General features: G+C 62.6%; 15 protein-coding genes. 4 read left to right on the plus strand and 11 right to left on the minus strand.

Going from position 1 to position 21810, the window contains the following annotated elements:
• Position 1 precedes the first annotated feature (1 nt).
• Positions 2-3028, plus strand: coding sequence for a hypothetical protein (locus tag NKI20_RS26845; protein WP_352836043.1), 3027 nt, complete (start codon positions 2-4; stop codon positions 3026-3028).
• Between the two features lie 155 nt (positions 3029-3183).
• Positions 3184-4896, plus strand: coding sequence for an AmmeMemoRadiSam system protein B (gene amrB / locus NKI20_RS26850; RefSeq protein ID WP_352836046.1), 1713 nt, complete (start codon positions 3184-3186; stop codon positions 4894-4896).
• Positions 4897-5046: 150 nt separating this feature from the next.
• On the opposite strand, the gene NKI20_RS26855 is transcribed toward amrB, so the two are convergent.
• Entirely contained in the window at positions 5047-6870 is a 1824-nt protein-coding gene (locus tag NKI20_RS26855) for an MORN repeat-containing protein (protein ID WP_502898166.1), read from the minus strand.
• Positions 6871-7024: 154 nt separating this feature from the next.
• On the minus strand, positions 7025-8119 hold the full coding sequence (locus NKI20_RS26860) for a trypsin-like serine peptidase (protein ID WP_023760785.1): 1095 nt from the start codon (positions 8117-8119) through the stop codon (positions 7025-7027).
• 349 nt (positions 8120-8468) lie between these two features.
• Here NKI20_RS26860 and NKI20_RS26865 point away from each other — a divergent pair, with 349 nt between their 5' ends.
• On the plus strand, positions 8469-9566 hold the full coding sequence (locus NKI20_RS26865; protein WP_352836052.1) for a S1 family serine peptidase: 1098 nt from the start codon (positions 8469-8471) through the stop codon (positions 9564-9566).
• Between the two features lie 72 nt (positions 9567-9638).
• Here NKI20_RS26865 and mgrA read toward each other — a convergent pair whose 3' ends face one another.
• The 7 genes from mgrA to NKI20_RS26900 all read right to left on the minus strand — a co-directional run bounded on the left by mgrA (position 9639) and on the right by NKI20_RS26900 (position 16991).
• Positions 9639-10685, minus strand: coding sequence for an L-glyceraldehyde 3-phosphate reductase (mgrA, locus tag NKI20_RS26870; RefSeq protein ID WP_352836055.1), 1047 nt, complete (start codon positions 10683-10685; stop codon positions 9639-9641).
• Between the two features lie 113 nt (positions 10686-10798).
• On the minus strand, positions 10799-11941 hold the full coding sequence (locus NKI20_RS26875) for a Gfo/Idh/MocA family protein (protein WP_023760787.1): 1143 nt from the start codon (positions 11939-11941) through the stop codon (positions 10799-10801).
• A gap of 11 nt (positions 11942-11952) precedes the next feature.
• Positions 11953-12699: a sugar phosphate isomerase/epimerase family protein gene (locus NKI20_RS26880; RefSeq protein ID WP_352836059.1), complete on the minus strand. Its 747-nt coding sequence runs from the start codon at positions 12697-12699 to the stop codon at positions 11953-11955.
• Positions 12700-12750: 51 nt separating this feature from the next.
• Positions 12751-13848: an ABC transporter ATP-binding protein gene (locus NKI20_RS26885; protein ID WP_352836062.1), complete on the minus strand. Its 1098-nt coding sequence runs from the start codon at positions 13846-13848 to the stop codon at positions 12751-12753.
• A gap of 5 nt (positions 13849-13853) precedes the next feature.
• On the minus strand, positions 13854-14792 hold the full coding sequence (locus NKI20_RS26890) for a carbohydrate ABC transporter permease (RefSeq protein ID WP_031260681.1): 939 nt from the start codon (positions 14790-14792) through the stop codon (positions 13854-13856).
• Positions 14789-15676 (minus strand): carbohydrate ABC transporter permease, encoded by an 888-nt coding sequence (locus tag NKI20_RS26895; protein ID WP_023760791.1) that lies wholly within the window; start codon positions 15674-15676, stop codon positions 14789-14791. The genes NKI20_RS26890 and NKI20_RS26895 overlap by 4 nt, the downstream gene beginning before the upstream one ends.
• Positions 15677-15752: 76 nt before the next feature.
• Positions 15753-16991 (minus strand): ABC transporter substrate-binding protein, encoded by a 1239-nt coding sequence (locus NKI20_RS26900; RefSeq protein WP_352836065.1) that lies wholly within the window; start codon positions 16989-16991, stop codon positions 15753-15755.
• 394 nt (positions 16992-17385) lie between these two features.
• Here NKI20_RS26900 and NKI20_RS26905 point away from each other — a divergent pair, with 394 nt between their 5' ends.
• Positions 17386-18444: a LacI family transcriptional regulator gene (locus NKI20_RS26905; RefSeq protein WP_352836068.1), complete on the plus strand. Its 1059-nt coding sequence runs from the start codon at positions 17386-17388 to the stop codon at positions 18442-18444.
• Between the two features lie 9 nt (positions 18445-18453).
• Here NKI20_RS26905 and gnd read toward each other — a convergent pair whose 3' ends face one another.
• Complete coding sequence (gnd, locus tag NKI20_RS26910) at positions 18454-19881, minus strand: NADP-dependent phosphogluconate dehydrogenase (protein ID WP_352836071.1); 1428 nt, start codon at positions 19879-19881, stop codon at positions 18454-18456.
• 142 nt (positions 19882-20023) lie between these two features.
• Complete coding sequence (locus NKI20_RS26915) at positions 20024-21661, minus strand: copper resistance CopC/CopD family protein (protein WP_352836074.1); 1638 nt, start codon at positions 21659-21661, stop codon at positions 20024-20026.
• Positions 21662-21810: the final 149 nt, after the last annotated feature.

Genomic DNA, 21810 nt, shown 5'->3' on the forward strand with positions numbered 1-21810 from the left:
GATGGGAAAAATCGACCTCCGCCTGATGCGCGCCTGCCGCTGGCTGGCTCTGGGCGGAGCATTGATCGGGACTTCGGTTGCCCACGCCGAGGACGCACCGGATTTCCACCTCGACCTCGACACTGGCGGCCATAGCGCGCAGGTCACCGATCTCACCTTCACCCCCGATGGCGAAGACATCGTCTCGGCATCCAATGACAAAACCATCCGCATCTGGGACTGGCGGAGTGGCGTGACGCTGCGCACCATCCGCGGCTATCTCGGCAATGGCAGCGACGGCAAGATCTTCGCGATCGCGGTCTCGCCCGACGGCAAGACGATCGCCGCAGGCGGCTATTTTGGCGCCAGCCTTGGCGACAAGCCGCCCTATGGCGACATCAGGCTGTTCGACTTTGCCACCGGCAAGATCAAGGCCGTACTCAAGGCCGCCGATTACGCGACCTACGATCTCGCCTTCTCTCCCGATGGCAAGACGCTGGCTGCCGGTGGCGCCGACGGCGTCGTCTATCTCTGGCGCTTTGACGACAAATCCGTGACCGGCTGGTCACTGGACAAGAAGCTCGACGCCGATTCCTGGCACATCGACAAGCTTGCCTTCGCCGCCGGTGGAACCCGACTGGCCGCGACGACCACCGACAATGGTATCCGGCTGTGGGACGTCGTGAACGGCGAGGAGATCGCATTGCCCGACGTAGCCGAGCCGCTGCGGGACATCAGCGTGATGGCGCTGGCCGTTTCGCCCGACGGGGCCTTGTTCGCCACCGGCAGCAAGGACGGGCAGGTCCAGCTCTGGCGGGCGACCGATGGCACGCTGGCACGCGCCATGCCGACGCAGGATTTCTTCATCGGTTCGCTGACTTTCGCCAAGGATGCGCGGCTGATCGCCTCCTGCGGCTACCGCTGCGCCGACACACACCGCTCCATCGTCTGGAACACCGACACCGGCGAAAAGGTGCTCGACTATACCGGCCATGACGGCACTGTCTATGCCAGCGGCGCCAACGCCGATGGTTCGCTGGTCGCAACCGCCGGCGGCACGCGCCACGCCATCCAGGTCTGGGATCCCGCGAACGGCGAACGCAAGGCACTGCTGCAGGGAGTGGGCGAACCTGTAACCGCCGTCGGCATCGACGCGGCGAACGACGTCGTCGCCTGGGGCAACGCCAACCCTTGCCCCGAGCGCGTGGCCTGTCCCGAACAGCAGGGCGCGCTGGACAACAAATTGGTGCTGCCGACCACCGAACGCTTCTTCGAGGACCCGCAGCCGCTGACGGAGCCAAGCTCGTTCGACCGCGCCGCCCTTGTCGACGGCCAGTGGTCGCTGCGCGCCGCGACGGGCGGCAAGGACGCACTGGAAAACGCTGTGCTGGAGATTGCCAATGGCGGCAAGCTGGTGCGCAGCATCGAAAACGACGCCACCAACGGCTTTGTCCATTCCGCCTACACGCTGATCGGCAAAGGTCTTGGCCTGATCACCGGCGGCAATGACGGCACGCTGATCGAGTACAGAACCGCGACCGCGAAAGTGTCGGGCGAGTACACCGGCCATACGGCCGATATCAATGCCATGGTCGCCTCGGAGAAGGCCGGCCTGCTGGTGACCGGCAGCGCCGACCAGACGCTGAGGCTTTGGAACCTGAAGACGCACGAACTGATCGTCTCGATGTTCTTCGCCGGTTCGCAATGGATCGTCTGGATGCCGCAGGGCTACTATTATTCCTCCGACGAGGGCGACAAGCTGATCGGCTGGCAGGTCAACCAGGGCCGCGATCATGAAGGCCGCTTCATCCGCGCCGGGCAGTTGAAGAAATATCTTTGGAGCCCCGAGATGGTGCGCCGGGCAATTATCCTGCGCAGCGCCAAACAGGCGGTCGAGGAGATGCGGCCCGGCGTCGACAACGAGTTGCAGAAGCTTTTGCAGCGCAAGCCGCCGGAGTTCGGCATCCGTCTGGCGGAAGACCAGAGCAAGGTCCGCGACGGCTACGTCGCCGTCGAGATATCAGGCGCCAAGGAAGCTGGAACCGATGTCGCCGGCTTCTCGATCCTGTCGAACAGTCGCAATGTCGGCGATGTCACCGCGCGCTCGGTGGACGGCAACAGCACCACTGTCGAGATACCGGTCGATAACGGCAAGAACACCATCCGCATCACCGGCACCAACGAATATGGCTATCTGACCGAACGCAGCGTGACGGCACTGGCGAGGAAGACCGAGAAGACCGAGGCCAAAGGCAAGCTCTATGTAGCGGTCATTGGGGTCGACAAATATCCGTTCCTGACCGACGCCTGTTCGGGCCATGCCTGCGACCTGCGCTACCCCGTCGATGATGCCACCGAGTTTCTCAAGGTGATCTCCCAGAAATCAGCGCCGCTGTTTTCATCCATGGAAACGCTGGTTCTGGTCAACCGCGACGCACTCGACGAGAACTCCGACAAGGCCAGACAGACTTATGCAGTCGCCAGTGCCGACGGCATCATGGAGCCCGACTCCGACACGATCGACGACCAGCTCGCCGACTTCCTCGATAGGCCCCGCGAGCACGACACCACCATCATCTTCGTCGCCGGCCACGGCATCAACATCGATGAGGATTACTATTTCATCCCGACTAACGGCCGCAAACAGGATGCCGAGCGCTGGAAACGTTCCTCGCTTGTCGACTGGTCGGACATCCAGAAATCGGTAGAGCGCGCCAAGGGCATGCGCTTCATGCTGCTCGACACCTGCCATGCCGCCAACGCCTTCAACCCGCGCCTGGAAAAGGACGCGCAGGATGCGCGCATTGTCGTGTTCTCGGCCACCGCCGCCAACAACACCGCAGCCGAACTGCCGGAACTCGGCCACGGCGTCTTCACCTATTCGATCCTCGAAGGCCTGCGCGGAAAGGCCAGGACGTCGGACGGCGGCGTGACACTGTTCGGCCTTGCCGACTATATTTCGCGCGAAGTGGTGCGGCTGACGTCGTCGAAGCAGAAGCCGTTCTACTATGTCGGCGGCGTGGAGAATATTGTGCTCGCCGAGCCATGAGGAGGCGAGGTCTGCGCGCACGCACCCCCCTCTGTCCTGCCGGACATCTCCCCCGCAAGGGGGGAGATCGGCTGTCAGGGCTGCTTACGCTGATCTGCAGCGCTGCAAGAAAACTCGCGAGGCGGAAGCTGCCAATCTCCCCCCTTGCGGGGGAGATGTCCGGCAGGACAGAGGGGGGTGCCTGCGCGCCGGCCAGCATCCTGCTGATCTTCGCCATCACTCTCCTGCCCCTCCCCGGCTTCGCCGCACCTGTCGTCTGTCCACCCGGCATCGAGAACTTTCCGCCCTTCTACGACGACGCCTCGCTGTTCAAGGACGCCATCGCCAACGTTGCCGATGTCGAGCCGTCCAACCAGCGGCTGACCGGCATCACGGTGCCGCACCATCTGCTGGCCGCCGACCTGGTGGCGCTGGGGTTCCGGGCGGCGTCCGGTTTCCGCTACAAACGGATCATCATCCTGTCGCCGGACCATTTCCACAAGACGCACAAGCTCTACGCCACCACGCTGCGCGGCTTCGACACCGTGCTTGGCCCGGTCGCGGCCGACACCGACGCCGTGCGGCGGCTTGAGACGAACAGCGACATGGTCGAGGAGTCGTGCCTGTTCGACAAGGAGCATGGCATACGCGCCATGCTGCCGTTCCTGCATCACTATTTCCCAGAGGCGAAAATCGTTCCCGTGGCGATGTCGGTCAAGGCACGACGAGGCGACTGGGACAGACTGGCCGAGGCGCTGAAGCCGATCGTCGACCAGGACACGCTCATCGTCGAGTCCACCGACTTCTCGCACTATCTGCCGCAGCATGACTCCAGGCCCTTCGACCAGCAGTCGCTGAACCTGCTGGCCGCCGGGTCGCTCGACGGCTTGTCAGCACTTCGCCAGCCCGATCATGCCGATTCCGTCGGCGCGCTCTATATCCAGACGAGGCTGCAGCGCGAGCTGTTCGGCGCCCAACCTCTGGTCGTCGCCAATGAGAATTCGCAGGAACACACGTCGAACTATGTCGAGCGGACCACCAGCTATGTCGTTGCGCTGTTCGGCGCCTTCGGTCCGGGCTTCAACAATCCGACACGGCCAAAGGACAGGATCTACTATCTCGCAGGCGACGTGAATTTCGGCCGCGCCATGAAGAAGATCCTGGTTCGTGACGGTGTAGCCGACCGCATCGTCGGCAACGTTCTGGCGCTGACCGGATCGCGGCCGTTGATCATCAATCTCGAAGGTGTCATCCTGCCAAACGTTCCGGAAGCGATCGACGACATGACGCTGGCAATGCCGGAGGGCCTGGCTGTGGACATGCTGAAGAGGCTGCATGTCGCCGGCGTCGGTCTCGCCAACAACCACGCCTACGATCTCGGCCCGTCAGGCTACGCCGAGACGCTGCGCGCCCTGGATGAAGCCGGCATTCCGCATTTCGGGCAGGGCGAGACGCTGGCGCTTGCCGATATCGACCTGGTTGGCCTGACCGACATCGACACCAACGGTTCGAAGAACACTGACCTGCTCATCCCTGCCCTGCTCGACCGGCTGCTGCACGAGGATGCCGAGCGGCCAGTGGTCGCCTTCGTCCACTGGGGCCGCGAATACAAGACCGCACCGTCGAAGCGGGAAGATATACTTGCCGACCAGATGCGCCTGCGCGGCGCTTCAGTCATAGTCGGCGGCCATCCACATGTGTCGAGTGAGGCGATCGTCCCGCTTGCCGGCGGCGATGTGGCGGAGGTCTATTCGCTCGGCAATTTCCTGTTCGACCAGCGCGCCGAACGGTCATCGGGATCGATGCTGGAACTGCGCGTCTTTGCCCAGGGCACGATCTTCACCAGGCTCATCCCGCTGCCCAACTATTTCGAGATGGGCAGAAAATGAACGCTTCCAGGGTGTGTTGAGATTCAGGTCAGGCCGAGTCGAAAACGGTAGGTTCCGAGAACCGGAGCGGAGCGTACTTTTTGTACGCGAGCACCGGAAGCGCAGGAAGCTGCCGTTTGCAGGCCGGCATCATCTGAATATCAAGGCACCCTAGCCGCAGCCGACCATATCGCGCGGCAAGTAGCAGGCCGCCGGCTCGGTCTTGGTCTCGAACAGCGACTGCTTCGGGCGGAAATAGAAGAAGGTTACGGGCTTGCTCTCGCGCACGCTGCCGTCGGCGAAATGCGCGGCGATGCTGAACCTGTGGATCGACGACATTGACGACCACATCTTCAGCCGCGCCGTATAGGCGCTGATCTTCTTGTTGCCGCGCACCGGCATGGCGATTGTGTAGTCATACTTGCCGATCGGAAACTCGATGTTCTGGTAGCGCATGGCTTCCGGCGTACCGCCACCGCCATCACCGCATTCGGCCATTGATTCCGGTGTCTCAAAGACCGCCATGGTGATGGAGGTGCGGAACGGCTCGCTCTGCTGGTAGACATGACCTTCGTCGTCCGCCCAGGAATAGTCGAACTTGCCGATCGCATTCAGCGTCATCGCCTGTTCGACATTGTCGAGATAGTCAGCGACCTCGCCGAATTTGATCTTGTTGGTCAGCTGGCTGCGGCAGACATTGAGATTGTCTACCGAAGGACAGGGAAAACGCCCTGTCTCCAGGCTGGCCGTATCGACGCCGGCCACCGTGAGCACGCTCTTTACCGACACGTCGACCCCGTCGCCGAAACTGCCGACGTCCTTTGTAAACATGCGGCTGGGATCACCGGTCGGATTGCCCTCGTCATCGACCGCGGTGAACTGGATCGACATCTTCATGTCCTTAGCGTCGCCCCAGCCATTGTTGACGATCGAGAAATCCGGCCTGAAGCCGACGCAGCCGAAATGCTCCGATATCGACAGCATCGGCTTGCGATAGGCATCGCTGGCGGCAACCCTCATCTCCAGGCTGTCGAGCTTGACCTTGGACTGATCGGACGTCTTGAGATCAACTTCGGCAAAGGCCGGCGAGTCCTCCCAATCCATGCCTTGATAGACATTGCCGGTGGCGACCTGGCCGGTGCCGCTCCAGCTGTCATTGTACTGATCGGATTGCGGATAGATCGCGATGTCCTCGTCGCGCACCAGATGCTGGTATTGCATGTCGGATTGCTGGGTCATGCGCTGGTCGACGGCCACGCCGATCTCGACCTTGCCGGCATCGCCGCCGCCGGTCTGCGCCTTGAGGAGTCCGCCCACCTTGGCGTCGGCCAGCACGTCGGGGCGCGAGCCGCCGACCTCCTTGCCCCTTGCCCATTGCGAATCGTAGGCAGTGCCTCCGGCCAGCCGGGTGCGGCCCTTGCCATCCTTCAACCCGTCGACAAATGAGCCGGCAAAAATCTCCCCCGTCTTTGACAGGAGCCGCCCCTCGCCATTCGGCACGCCGGCAACGAACTGACCTTCGTAGCGGTTGCCCTCCACATCGAGATGGACGCCATTGCCGTTGAGTTCTCCGGCGAGCCAATGTCCATCGAAAACCTCGCCCGAACGCAGCTCGAGCCGGCCCTGCCCGTCGAAGCGGCCTTGCCTGATGTCACCGAAATAGCTGGAATAGATGGTTTTGGGATCATAGCTGGCCGAGCCACGCACCCGCCACACCAGCCTACCCCTGCCGTTGATGGTGCCGTCTTCGGCAATCGTCCGGTCAGGCGACTGGCCCGCCGCCGGCTCCCAGACGAAGTCGAGGCCCTTTTCCGGATGGAAATCCCACACCCGGACCGTCCTGCGCAGCACGGAGCGCGTGTCTGCCTGGTAGAGGATCTGCACCCGTTCCGCCCAGACGCCAGCGGCTGGTGCGGCGGCCGGATCGGCGAAGGCCGGCGAAAGCATCAATGCGACCAGCATCGATGCGGCCGCGATCGCCAACACTACCTTCACCCGCGCCATCCCAAAACCCCTTTGGATGCCAACCTCTTGGCCGTTCAAGCGTAGTCGGCGAACCAGCCTCGTGCAAGAGAACCGCAGCGGAAGTGCTGCCAAGCAAAAGACGGCGGGATTGCTCCGCCGCCTTTCCCCTGCGAATGCGCAGCGATTATTTATACAGGCTGTTGATCCACTGGATGTTGGCAGCGTTTAAGCGAACGGCGGTGTTCGCGTCGGGGCTTTCCGCCACGTTGACGCCGGTGATGATGCGCTGCTTGGAGTTGTTGTCATAGGCATAAACCGAGCTGCCGCTCGATCCCGGGAACGTATCGCAGTCATACTGGAAATATTCCGGGGCGATGTTCTCGGCCTGCACTTCGCAGTTTGCCTTCCACATCGTACCCATTGGCTTGTCGCCGGGATAGCCGACGAGGTTGGCGGTGAAGTCGCCGAGATCGTCATAGTTGGCGTAGCCCAGCCAGCCGAGGTTGGTGCCGACATCCTCCTTCAGCGTGATGATGCCAAGATCCCACGGGATCACGGAGCCATAATAGCCCTGGTAGTTGTCGATGAAGCCTTGCAGCACATAGGCGCTTTCAAAGGCGAAGGCGCCGAACGGTGCGTCATCGGCGGTGCTGCCATTGAGACCTGGCACGAACAGATACTCGGAGAGCCAGTCCTTATCCTCATGGCTATAGAGGCAGTGCGCCGCCGTGAGCACCGTGCGCGGGCCGATCAGCGTTGCCGAACAGCTGCCATAACTGCCCGTCTTCGCCGACTTGGCTTCGAGATAGCCTATCGCCGAGAACGGATAGGTCTTGGTGTTCTTGACCTGCTCGCGATCGTCGGTGCCGAAAACCTGGCGGCCGGCTTCGCCTTCGCCGAGATCCGGATCCTCGGTCTTCCGCTCAGCCCCGTCTTTTCCATTGGCCGGAGCATTCAGTTCCTTGATGATAAGATCCCTCAGCGCTTCGCTCGGCTCGATCTTGATCTCCTTGCCATCGGCGGACCGTCCGACGATGCCATAGGATTTGACAGCCGTTGCTTCGTCAGCAAGCGGCGCGGCGCGGCTGTCCTCGTCAGTCAGCTTCGGCGGCGCGATTGGCTTTGCCCGCCCTGGCTTGTAGTTGCCTGAAGTCACGTCTCGCATGCTTTCGCCATTGCCGGCACTGGCCGAGCCAGGATCGGCGGCGAAAACCGGTACCGCCCACATTGCGGTGGAAAGCAATGCGGACGCAATAAGTACGTTTGTCAGTTTTGTCATGGTGAGACTCTCCCAAAAGTCAGCAAGGACTGGATCAAGATATAGAAATATTGTCGAGATCGTGGTGAAGCCGAAAAACGGGCCTGATTACCGGCGCCTGAACCTGATCATCACCCCATACGGTCTATCGAAGGCCCCGCCAAAGACACCCCGCACAGATATATTGCCTAAATTAATACAACATTGGAATGACAAATCGCTTCCACGTAGCCCGTGGGGGGCTATAGGGTTTTGAGTGGGTTCCGCACGGGAACGCGGTCCGCGAAGCAACGCCTGCTTGCCGGCGACTGTTTCGTTGATCATGCACCGGGGCTGGCTCGTTCGGGAACGTGTCTCAGGAGGATTTCAGGTGCACATTATCCATCGGTTCAAGCCGATCGCCGCCGCGTCGTTGCTCGGCATCGCTGCCGCCCTTGCGGGCGCCAACTCCACGCAGGCGGACGAAGCTGCCGCCAAGCCCGAAGCGGCGGTTTCGCCAATGAAGAGGGTGACCGATGCAAGAGCGAAGGCCGCGGCGGAGAACCCCGACGGCGCCGACCGCGTCTATGGCGGCAACCAGGCAGAAAAGGGCGCCTATCCATTTCAGGTGGCGCTGCTCACCACCGACAGGCTGGACGAGAACCCGGTCTCGCAGGCCAATGCCCAGTTCTGCGGCGGAAGCCTGATCGCACCGCAATGGGTGCTGACGGCGGCACACTGTCTCAACGACGAGGGCCGGCCGATTTCGCCGGAGAGCGTCACCGTGCTGACCGGCGCCACCGATCTAAGCGAGGGTAAACGCCACAAGGTGGTGGAGGTTATCGTCAACGAAGGCTACAGCGAGCAGACTCTCGACAACGACCTCGGCCTGCTCCGGCTTGCTGAACCGGCCGATGCGCCGACCATCAAGGTCACCCATGACGCAACGCCCGATACCGGCAAGACGACGGTCACCGGCTGGGGCAAGATGCAGGATGGCACCTTCCCGACGACACTGATGGTTGCCGACCTCGATCTGGAGCCCAACACCGCCTGCAACAGCGGCATCAAGGCCATCTATGCGCATGACCTGAAGGCAGCACTTGGCGATCTGTCCCACCGTATGCGCTATTCGGAAAAAGGCATCGATGCGGCCGCCAATGCGATCGCCGCCGACATGACCGACCCACTGACCGGCAACATGATCTGCGCCGGCACCACCAGCGGCGTGCGCGATGCCTGCAACGGCGACAGCGGCGGCCCGCTGTTCATGACCGGCACCGGCGGCCCGGTCCAGGTCGGCGTCGTCAGCTGGGGCGAAGGCCCTGCGGACGGTAGTGCTGCTTGCGGCCACAAGGACGCTTATGGCATCTACACCCGGCTGGCCAATTACACCGGCTGGATCGAGGCCAAAATGAAAACTTCTGCTCCGGCGCCTGCAAAACCCAAGGCGGGGCTTGGCACGGCGCAGAAGCCGAAGACGCCCTGAACCAGGGCACTTGCCTTCACACCAGAGAACGGCGGGAGTTCCGCCGTTTTTTTGCCGGCTTATCGAGCGCGCCTATTTCCTCGGCGGACCTTTGCGCTCGGCCGAAGCCGCCCACAGATTGATGTCGGATTCGCGCGCATAGGTATCGATCTCGGCGAGTTCGGCGTCGCTGAAGTCGAGCACCTTGAGCGCGCCTACACAGTCCTCGACCTGCTCCGGCCGGCTGGCGCCGATCAGCGCCGAGGTCACCTTGCCCTTTCGCAGCACCCAGGCCAGCGCCATCTGCGCCAGCGTCTGCCCGCGCTTGCCGGCGATGGCGTCGAGCGCCTTGATGCTGGCGATGGTCTTGTCGTTGATGAAAGCTGTCTTCAGCGACTTTCCCTGAGAGGCGCGGCTGCCATCAGGAATACCGCCAAGATATTTGTTGGTGAGCATGCCTTGCGCCAGCGGCGAGAACACGATGGAGCCGACGCCGAGCCCTTCGAGCGTATCGAGCAGGCCGTCGTCCTCCACCCAGCGGTTCAGCATGGAATAGCTCGGCTGGTGGATGATGCAAGGCGTGCCAAGCTGCTTCAAAATATCGGCGGCCTCGCGCGTGCGCTGCGAATTGTAGGACGAGATGCCGGCATAGAGTGCCTTGCCCGAGCGCACGGCATGGTCGAGCGCGCCCATCGTTTCTTCCAGCGGCGTGTCGGGATCGAAGCGATGCGAATAGAAGATATCGACATAGTCGAGCCCCATCCGCTTGAGGCTCTGGTCGAGGCTGGCCAGCATGTATTTGCGCCCGCCCCATTCGCCGTAAGGCCCGGCCCACATCTCGTAGCCGGCCTTGGTCGAGATGATCAGCTCGTCGCGGTAGCCGGCGAAGTCGGTGCGCAGTATCTCGCCGAAAGCGGTCTCCGCCGAGCCGGGCGGCGGACCGTAATTGTTGGCGAGGTCGAAATGCGTGATGCCGAGATCGAAGGCCTTGCGCGCGATCGCCTGCTTCGTCTTGTGCGGCGTATCGTTGCCGAAATTGTGCCACAACCCCAGCGAGATCGCCGGCAGCTTCAGGCCGGAGCGGCCGCAGCGATTGTAGATCATTTTCTCGTAGCGGGTGTCGGCGGGCATGTAGGGCATCGGAAAATCCTCAAATGGAAGGAAGCCAGGCATCGCGACAACGCAGCGAGCAGGCTTCGCTCTCACCCTTACCCTCTCCCCGTCGGAACGGGGAGAGGGTTGAGGTGCGCTGCCTACTTCTTCTTTGCCAAGAGCTCTTTCGCTTCCTTGACGCCAAGTGCGGCCGGCCGTTCGCAGGTGGTCTGCATGGCGACGAACTTGCCGGTTTCGCCGGAGCGCAACAGGCCGGTCATCACGTCGACGGCATGCAGCGCCAGTTCCATCGAGCAGCGGTGCGGCCGGCCTTCCGCGATCGCCACCGCCATGTCGGCGAGGCCTGATGTGCGGTAATTGGCCATCATGCCTTGCGAATGCATTTCGTTGGGAACGCCGAACGGATGCGACCATTTCGGCGCCTTCTTGACCGGCTTGGCCGAGTTAGTGAAGCGCACGTCGCCACCGAAGAAGTTTGGATCAGGCACGAACACCGTACCCCCTTCACCGTAGAGTTCCATCGGCGCATGGCCGTGAGCCCAAACGTCCCAGCTGGTGTTGAGCGTCACCACGGCACCGTTTTCGAACTCCAGCAGGCCATGGATGGTCGTCGGCGTGTTGACCGGAATCCTTTCACCCGCGCGCGGCTTTGAACTGATCGTGCGTTCCTTGGCCGGCGTCGTTGCGAAGGCAGCGACCTGCTTCACCGGTCCGATCAGCTGGATCAGATTGGTGATGTAGTACGGTCCGATGTCGAGCACCGGACCTGCGCCGGGCTGGAAGAAGAAATCGGGATTGGGGTGCCAGTGCTCCATGCCGTGGCCCATGACGTGACAGGTGCCGCTGGTAATCTTGCCGAGCTTGCCGGTGTCGATCAAGTCGCGGACCAGTTGATGCGCGCCGCCCAGGAATGTGTCGGGAGCCGAGCCGATGCGAAGGCCTTTCGCCTCGGCGCGTTTCTTCAGGTCGAGTCCTTCCTCGACCGACAGCACGAACGGCTTTTCCGAATAGACGTGCTTACCGGCGTCGAGGATCTGCTTCGACACCTCGTAGTGCACCGCCGGGATGGTCAGGTTGACGATGATGTCGATGTCATCGGCCTTCAGCAGCCCGTCGACGGTCTCGGCGCGCAGCTTGAACTCCTTCGCCCGCGCCTTCGCCGCATCCATGTTGATGTCGGCGCAAGCGCGCATCTCAATGCCGCGAAACAGCGGCGCCAGTGAAAAATATGCCTTCGAGATGTTGCCGCAGCCGATGACGCCGATCCCAAGTTTCTTTGCCATGCTGATTGCTCCTAATAGGTCTTGACGGCTGCGATGGAGCGGCGGGCGAAGCGCTCGATGTCGTTGGGGTTGTCCTGTTCCATGACGTAGTATTGGGCAGCACTTTTGGCGCGCAGCACCTTTATCAGGCCGGCCCAGTCGATGGTGCCATGGCCGACATCCGACCAGCCATCCTCATCCAGCCCCTCGCCCGGCTTGGCCATGTCCTTGACATGGACGGCGCTGATGCGCTTGCCGTACTTCTCGATCCAGGGCAACGGATCATCGCCGCCGCGGACCACCCAGGCGACGTCCATCTCCCAGCTTATGTCGGGCGCCGCCGTGAGGATTAGATCCTGCGGCACCGACCCGTCGGCGAGCTTCTTGAACTCGAAATCATGGTTGTGCCAGGCAAAGCCGTAGCCGGCCCTCTTCGCAGCGTCGCCGACCTTGGCCAGCCGCCCACCGAAGCCGCGCCAGCCGGCCGCACCGGATGGTCGTTGGTCGGGCATCAGGAAAGGGCAGATGAGCAGCGTGATGCCAAGCGCGTCTGCAATCTTGCGCACGCCGTCGAAATCGTTCTCGAGCGCGTCGATCGAGAAATGTCCCGTCGGCATGGCGAGCCCGTTCTTGTCGAGTTCAGCGCGAAAGGCCCTGGGATCATCATAGACGCCGCCAAAGCCTTCGACCTGGGTGTAGCCGAGCTTGCCGAGCGTGGCGAGCACACCTTCCCAGGGCTGGAAATTGCGGGCGCTGTAGAGTTGGAATGACCAGTTCATCGTCTCTGTCCGTTTTGCTTGGGATTGTCGGTGGAGGATGGTTGTCGAGAGCTAGATGCGGTTGCCGGTTGCGGCGTCGAAAAGCGAGGCCCGCATCGGATCGAAGCCGACCGTCACCGCCTCATCATTGTTGGGCGTGCGTTCCGACGTCACCCGGACGCTGAAATTCTGCTGGGCAAGCTTCAGCCAGACCAGCGTGTCGGAGCCCATCGGTTCGACCACCTCGACATTGGCGGCGGTCGAGAACGGCCAGCCCGTGCCGCTGTTCAGGCTGACATGCTCGGGCCTGATACCGAATACGGCGGGGCCGGCGGCTGGAGGACCGGCAAAGTCATAAGTGCGGAGTGGTATCTCGAGAGAGTCGGCCACGAACCGCCAACCGCCGTCGGCGTCTTCAAGACGGCCGTTGATGAAGTTCATCGCCGGCGAGCCGAGGAAGCCGGCGACGAAGCGGTTGACCGGCCTGTTATAGATGGTCTGCGGCGCATCAAGCTGCTGGATGACGCCGCCCTTCATCACCGCGATACGGTCGGCCAGCGTCATCGCCTCGATCTGGTCGTGGGTGACATAGATCATGGTGTTCTGCAACTTGCGATGCAGCAGCTTGATCTCGACGCGCAACTCGGCGCGCAGCTTGGCATCGAGATTGGAGAGCGGCTCGTCGAACAGGAAAACATCGACATCGCGCACCAGCGCCCGTCCGATCGCCACGCGCTGGCGCTGGCCGCCGGAGAGCGCCGCCGGTTTGCGCTGCAGCAGCGGCTCGATCTGCAGGATTTCGGCGGCCCGTGCGATGCGCTTGGCGATCTCGTCTTTCGGCGTGCCGGCGACACGCAGGCCGAAGGACAGGTTCTTCTCTACCGTCATTTGCGGGTAGAGCGCGTAGGACTGGAAGACCATGCCGATGCCGCGGTCCTTGGGCTCTTCCCAGGTGACATTCTTGCCCTTGATGAAGATGCGGCCTTCGGAAACGTCGAGCAGGCCGGCTATGCAGTTGAGCAAGGTCGACTTGCCGCAGCCGGAAGGCCCGAGCAGCACGATGAACTCGCCCTCGGCGACGTCGAGATTGAGCGTCTCCAGGACAGTCACCACACCGAAATTCAGCGACAGGTCCTGGATAGAAACGCTGGTGCCGTTGGCTGCCGTCATCGCCGTCATCCCTTCACCGCGCCGGCGGCGATGCCCCGCACGAAAAGCTTGCCGGAAATGAAGTAGACGACGAGTGGCACGAGCCCAGTGAGGATGGTGGCGGCCATGTTGACATTGTACTCCTTCACGCCTTGTACCGAGTTGACGATGTTGTTGAGCTGCACCGTCATCGGATAGGTATCGGGGCGGGTGTAGACGACGCCGAACAGGAAGTCGTTCCAGATGCCGGTCACCTGCAGGATGATGGCCACGACGAAGATCGGCAGCGACATCGGCAGCATGATCCGCAGGAAGATGCCCCAGAAGCCTGCGCCATCGACGCGCGCCGCCCTGAACAGCTCTTCCGGCATCGAGGCAAAATAATTGCGGAAAAGCAGCGTCAGGATCGGCATGCCGAAAATGGAATGGACGATCACCAGCCCGCTGAGACTCCCATAGAGGCCGATCTCGCGCAGGATGATGACGATCGGATAGATCATCACCTGATAAGGGATGAAGGCGCCGACAATCAGGATGACGAAAAATGTGTCGGCGCCCTTGAAGCGCCAGTTGGCCAGCGCGTAACCGTTCACCGAGGCTATAGCGATCGACAGCAGCACCGACGGCACGGTTATGCGCACCGAATTCCAGAAGCCTCGCGAAAGCCCGTCGCAGTTGAGGCCGGTGCAGGCGGTCGACCACGCCTTGACCCAGGGCTCGAAGGTGATCTCGAGTGGCGGCGAAAAGATGTTGCCGAGCCGGATCTCCGGCATGCCCTTGAGCGAGGTGACGACCATCACATAGAGCGGCAACAGGTAGTAGGCCGCCATGACAAACAATGTGCCGTAGAGAAAGATGTTGCGGCGCGAAATCATGCGGCGCGGCTTCGGGCCGTAGGGGCCGATGATGTCCTGGCGCGCGCCGGCGGCAACGCTTGTCTCAGCGGTGGTGTTTGCAATGTTCATTTGCGCCGCCCGAATTCGAGATAGGCCCAAGGCACGATGACGATCACCACCGAAAGCAGCATCATGGTCGATGCGGCAAAACCCTGGCCGAGGTTCTGGGCGAAGAACATATAGTCATAGACGTATTTGGCGGGCACTTCGGAGGCGATGCCCGGGCCGCCGCTGGTCTGGGCCACGACGAGGTCATAGACCTTCACTATGCCGGACGCGATGATGACGAGCGTGGTGATGAAGACCGGCCGCATCATCGGGATGACGATGAACAGATAGGTTTTCCACATCGGTATCCCATCCACCCGCGCGGCTTTCCAGATGTCCTCATCAATGCCACGCAATCCCGCCAGCATCAGGCACATGATGAGCCCGGTGCCTTGCCAGAGTGCCGCGATTGATATGCCGTAGATGACGATGCTGGAATTGTAGAGCGGGTCGAAGCTGAAGCTCTCCCAGCCCAACCCCCGCACCACATGCTGAATGCCGAAGTCCGGGTTGAGCAGCCACTGCCAGACAAGGCCGGTGACGATGAACGAGAGCGCAAAGGGATAGAGGAAGATGGTCCGGAACGTGTCCTCGAAGCGTATCTTCTGGTCGAGCAGCGCGGCAAGGAGGAAGCCGACGACCAGTGAGAACACCAGTGAGATCGCGCCGTAGATTAGCAGGTTCTCGATCGAGATCAGCCAGCGTGGCGTCGCCCACAGCCGGTAATATTGGTCAAGCCCGACAAAATTCAGCCGCGGCAAGAGCTTCGAATTGGTGAAGGAGTAGAGCACCGTCCAAACGGTACCGCCGACGAAAACCGCCATCGCGGTTAGGATCATCGGGATCGAGGCGACCTTCGCATTGAGGTTGCGGAACAGCGGGTTGGGGCGTTCGCTCTTGCTCATGTCGTCAGCCGGCTGGGTAAGGACGGTCTGCTCCCGGCCCTGTTACGGCCGGGAGCAAGGTGAGTAGACTTCAACGTCAGTCCGCCGAAGCGATGAGGGCGGCGAAGCGCTTCTGCGCCTCTTCCACGGTCAAGTCCGGCTTGGCAAAAAATTCGGCGAAGAGATCTTCCTTCTGCTTCTGGGTGTCTTGTGAAAGCAGCTGGTCAGTCCATGGTATAACGGCGCCCTTGGCGAGGATCGCAAGACCTTTCTTCATGCAGTCGTTCGCGGCGTTGAGATCGACGTCGCCGCGTACCGGCAGCGAACCCTTCTTGAGATTGAAGGCAACCTGCGTCTTGGGATCGAGCAGCGTTTCGGCCAGCACCTCCTGCGCCTTGGACTTGTCGGCATCCTTCAGCAGCGGGAAGTAGAACGCGTCGCCGCCTGTGGCGATGACTTCATTCAGCCCCAGTCCTGGCAGACACGTATAGTCCTTGCCTGCGGTCTTGCCGGCAACCTGGAACTCACCCTGTGCCCAGTCGCCCATGATCTGGCCGCCGGCCTTGCCGGTGATGACGAGGTTGGTCGCCTGGTTCCAGTCCTGCACATTGGTGTTCTTCGCCATCTTGCGGGCATCGTCCGCAGCCTTGAAGACCTTGGCTACTTCTGGCCCGGCGGCAAAAGTCGCGTCCTTGTCCTTGTAGACCTTGAGGAAGGTGTCTGTGCCACCGACCGCTGCCAGAAGCACGTCGAAGGCGCCAGAGGATTGCCAGGCCTGTCCGCCGACGGCGAGCGGGATGATGCCCGCCTTCTCCAGCGCGGGCGCCGCAGCAACGAATTCATTCCAGTCCTTCGGCAATGGCACGCCGGCCTTCTCGAAGGCCTCGTTCGACAGCCACAGCCACTGCCAGGAATGGATGTTGACCGGCACGCAATAAATCTTGCCGTCGATGGTGCAGCTGTCGAGCAGGCTCTTCGGCCGCACGACTTCCGTCCACTTGCCCTTGGTTGCCACATCGGTGAGGTCGCGCATCAGGCCGGCCTGAACCAGCTCTTCAGCCTGCCGGCCATGATTGAACTGGGTGGCCCCCATCGGATCGCCACCGGTGATGCGGCTGATCATGATCGGCCGCGCCGTGCCGCCGGAGCCGGCGATGGCGCCGTCGACCCAGTGATTGCCGGTGGCGTCGAAAGCCTTGGCGAGCTCGGCGACAGCCGCGGCCTCACCGCCTGAAGTCCACCAATGAGTGACCTCCAGATCGGTTGCGACGGCCGGACCAGCGAACTGCAGTGCGGCTGTCGCCGCCAGTGCAGCGGTCAAAAGTTTATAGCGCATTTCGGTTCCTCCCAGAATCTGAAACGTTACAGATTTTCGATACGGGAATTGCGCGGTCTGCGCAACCCCATGAGCCAAGCGAGTTCCACATTTTTTCGAGTGGCGAACAAATTCGCATGAGTTTGTGCGCTGCAACATGGCTTGCTGCGGTGCAAAATGCCAAAATGGTGCGTAAGAGCCGGCAAAAAACGATGGCGAGGGCGATTTCTTCTGGATTCCCAAGAGTTTCGCAAAGCGAGCGTCTACCTCGCCACGAGTGGCCGGCATCTCGACATTGGCAATCTGTAACGTTTCAGTATATTGAAGCCCCGCCGGGCTGGAACGCATACCGCATCGCAATGACGACGATTGCCGGCCCGGCCTACGGCTGCTATGCGCCTGACGGGCGGGACGAATGGACAGACGGCGTACGGAAAAGAACGAGGAAGCGTCGGCGCAGGGGCGACCGACGCTGAAAACGCTTGCGTTCATGACCGGGCTCGGCGTCACCACCGTGTCGCGCGCCCTGAAGGATGCCCCGGAAATCGGCGCCGAAACCAGGCGCCGCGTCCAACTCGTCGCCAAGCAGATCGGCTATCGGCCGAACCGCGCTGGCGTGCGCCTGCGCACCGGCCGGACCAATGTCATCAGCCTGGTGCTCAACACCGATCGCGAGATCATGAGCTTCGTCTCGGATATCATCTATGGCGTATCGGAAGTGCTCGCTGAAACGCCCTACCACCTGATCGTCACGCCCTATTCGCGCTCGCAGGATCCGATGGAGCCGATCCGCTATCTTGTCGAGACCGGCTCGGCCGACGGCGTTATCATCTCGCGCACCCAACCGAACGATCCACGCGCCCGCTACATGCTGGAGCACGGCATGCCCTTTGCCACGCATGGCCGCACCGACATGGGCCTCGTCCACCCCTATCATGACTTCGACAACCATGCGTTCGCGAGTGCGGCCGTGCGCCGGTTGGCGAGCATTGGTCGGCGCAGGCTGGCACTTCTGTCGCCACCGCCCGGACTGACCTACTATGGCCATACGTTGAACGGCTTTGCCGATGCGCTGAGCGAGGTCGGCGCCAGCGAAATTCCGTTCAACACCGTTTCCATCGATCACACGATCGAGCAGATCAGGATGAGGACGGCTCAGGTAATGCGCCGTGATGTCAGGCCGGACGGCTTCGTCAGCAGCGCCGCCGCGGCGACGCTGGCCATCGTCGCCGGCATCGAGGATGCCGGTCTCAAGCTCGGCCGCGATGTCGATGTCGTATCGAAGCAGTCGTCGGACCTGCTGCACCTGTTCCGAAGGGAATTGCTGGTCGTCAACGAGAATTTCCGGTTGGCTGGCTCCGACCTTGCCCGCTCGGTGCTCGGCTTGATTGGCGGCGCCGCACCAGGCTCTTTGCAGAGCCTTGTCGTCGCCGGCGACGTCCAGGCGTTCAGCTCCTCGCCAGTGCCCGCTTAATCCGCGATGCTAGCCAGCCGCTCCGCTGCCCCACGGCCCGTGGAACGCGCCCGCATCGTCGATGCGTTCAAAACCATGCGCGCCGAAGAAGTCGCGCTGAGCCTGGATCAGGTTGGAGGTGCCGCGGCCCTGTCGGTAACTGTCGAAATAGGCAAGTGCCGAAGACAGCGCCGGCACCGGCGAACCGGCCTCCGATGCCCTCGCCACGACCCGACGCAGCGAGGGATGCGCCTCCCGCATCAATGAGATAAAGGCCGGCGCCATCAGAAGATTGGTCGAGGCACCGTCCTTGCTGAAGGCTTCCGCCATGGTGTCGAGCATCTGCGAGCGGATGATGCAGCCGGCGCGCCAGATCTTGGCGATGGTCGGCATCGGCAGGTTCCAGTTGAATTCCTTGGAGGCGCCGCTCATCACCGCGAAACCTTGCGCATAGGCTGATATCTTGCCGGCGAACAACGCCAGCTCGAGGTCTTTCAACAAGGCATCCCTGTCACCGGAAATCTTGGTCACGCCGATATTGCCATAGGCCCTTTCCGCCGCCAGCCGCTCATCCTTGATCGACGACAGCACGCGTGCTGCCACCGCCGCCTCGATCGCGGTCGCCGGAATTCCGAGCTGCTGTGCCTCGATGACGGACCATTTGCCGGTGCCCTTCTGGCCGGCTCGGTCGAGGATGATGTCGACCACCGGCCTGCCGGTCTTCGGATCGTCGGCGGCCAGCACCTTGGCGGTGATCTCGATCAGGTAGGAATTGAGCCGGCCCTTGTTCCAGTTGGAAAACACCGTGCCGATGTCCTTCGGTCCCATGCCAAGCCCGTCGCGCAGAATGCCGTAGATCTCGGCGATCATCTGCATGTCCGCATATTCGATGCCATTGTGGATGGTTTTTACGAAATGTCCGGCGCCGTCCGTACCAAGCCATGCCGCGCACGGTTCGTCCTTGAACTTGGCTGAGATCGCGGTCAGCACCTTCTCGACACGCTTCCAGGAGTCCTCCGTGCCGCCAACCATGATCGACGGTCCGTGGCGCGCGCCCTCCTCGCCGCCGGACACGCCCATGCCGATAAAGGTGAGGTCCGAGCCGGAAAGCTCGGCGAAGCGCCGCATCGTATCGCGGAAATTGGCATTGCCGGCATCAATGACGATGTCGTTGGCCGACAGCACGCCGCGCAAGGCGGCGATCTGTTCGTCGACCGGCTTGCCGGCCAGCACCATGATGATGATCGGGCGCGGTGGACGGATGGCGGCGGCAAGCTCTTCCAGGCTGTAGCAGGGCACCACCCTACTCCTGAGCGCGCCGGCATTCTCGACGAAAGCGTCGGTGCGCGCCCTGGTGCGGTTGAAGACGGCGATGCGATGCCCGTGCTCGGCGATGTTGAGCGCCAGGTTGGAGCCCATCGTGCCAAGGCCGATCAGGCCGATTTCGGCTTTTTCCATCGTTTTCCTACCCTTCGGGTTTGTTGATTGCAGCCCGCAATTTTGTCGGGATGATTGACGGGCCTTTTGGGTCGCGTCAACCGCCTTGCAGAATTGTGTTGCAGCAGACCATGATGAGTTTGGCCTTGAGAGCGTCTGGCGTTCAGGGCCTGATGTCGATTGGCGCCTCGATCTTCACCACCTCGAAGTCCGAGACCAGGATGTCGACGCGCACCGTCCATCGGCCGGGCACCGGGATGACGAGATTGTCGACGCGCCAGCTGCCGTCGCCGGGCTTGGTCGCCGCGCGTTTGAGCGGTTCGATGCCGGAATCGGGCTTCGACAGCACCAGCGTCACCTCCTTGGCGTCGAGCGGTCCGAAATCGCCGGTCATGATGATCATCGACGCGACAACTGGTCCGGCATGGCCGGGCGTGATGCTGAGATCGGCCATCGCTTGCAGCGCATGGATGTGAACCGAGGCCGGTTGCGCCGCGGCGATCGCCAGTGCCCGTGGCGGCGGCGTGAAACGCCAGCCCGCGGCCACGCCGAAGATAGCCAGCACGATCAGCAGTTCGACGCCGATCGAGTGAGAGAGCCTGCGTTGCACCTGCGTCGATCCGGCCTCGGCCGCCGCAGTGAGTTTCCAGCGATTGAGGGCGGCGAGCGTGAAGAGAAAGACCAGCAGCCCGAGCTTGACCAACAGCAGCCAGCCATAGGCGGTGTTGACCAGCGCCGAGGGCGTTTGCACCTGGATGACGGCAAGTACGACACCGGCAGCGGCTAGCACGGCCACTACCGGCACGATCAGCCTAGAAAACCGGCGCAGGAATGGCGCGGCCTCCGCCGATTGCCCGTTTAGCGCCAATCCGAGTGGCACCAGCGCGCCGGCCCAGAAGGCAATGCCAACGCCGTGCAGGAACACCATTGGCCGCGTCAGCCATTGCGGCTCGGCGGCACTGGCATGGCCGCTGGCAGCAAGCGCGACACCCACCCCGGCCAACCCGGCCATGGCAAATGGCCTGGATGCCACGCGCGGTCCGGCCAGCGACAGCAGGCCAAGCCCCAGGGCGATCAGTGCGACCAGCACTGTCCAGCCGAAGCTGGTGCCCAGCCCGATCCGCCAGATGAGCGGTTGCGCCAGGCGGGAGAGTGGTGCCCCAAGCGCATCAAGCCCCTGCAAGCCGAGCGACAGCGGTGCCGCGATCAACCCGCCCAAGATTGCAGCCGCGATGAAGCGCTGTCCCGCGTGGGCATCCCGGGCCAGCCAGGCGAGGGCAAAGGCGCCGCCGACGCCGAGCAAGAGCCCGATGTAGAGAAAGACCTTGCCGACCCAGATCGCCGATCGCAGCGACCAGTCAACAGCTTCGGACACCGCCGGCGGCGCACTTGGCGCGCCGATGGAAAACAGCAGGGAGCCGCCGACCGGATGGCCGTCGGCGGAAATGACGCGCCAGCTCAAGACATGCGTGCCGGGTGCGAGCCCCTGCGGGTTGTCGATTTCGACCGTCTGGTCGTTGAGACGGAAGGCAGTCAGCGGAACTGGCGTGCCATCGGGCCGCACAAGGGTCAGCACCAGGGGCGAGACGGGCTCGCTGAAGGTGAGCGAGAACTGTGCCGGCCCCTGTTCCAGCACTGCGCCGTCGGCCGGATCGGTCTTGATCAGCGCGGCATGGGCGAGGGCCTGATCCGGCCCTGCCATGACGGCAAGAAACACGATCAGCGACAACAAGCCGACGACAAGCCGGCCGGCGCGGTGGCCGGCCATGGAAGCCGTCTGCAGAATGGATGTCGTGCTCATGTCACCGCCACAAGAGATAGCGGCGGGGGGGGGGGGGGGGCGCCCCCCGGGGGGGCGATAATTGGGGCGCGCGGGGAGGAGCGCCGCGGGGGGTGGGTGGGGGGGGGAGAACCATGGGAGGGTAACGAAGGCCCCCCCCCCACCCACCG

This window comes from Mesorhizobium sp. M0830 (assembly GCF_040319965.1).
Lineage (GTDB): Bacteria > Pseudomonadota > Alphaproteobacteria > Rhizobiales > Rhizobiaceae > Mesorhizobium.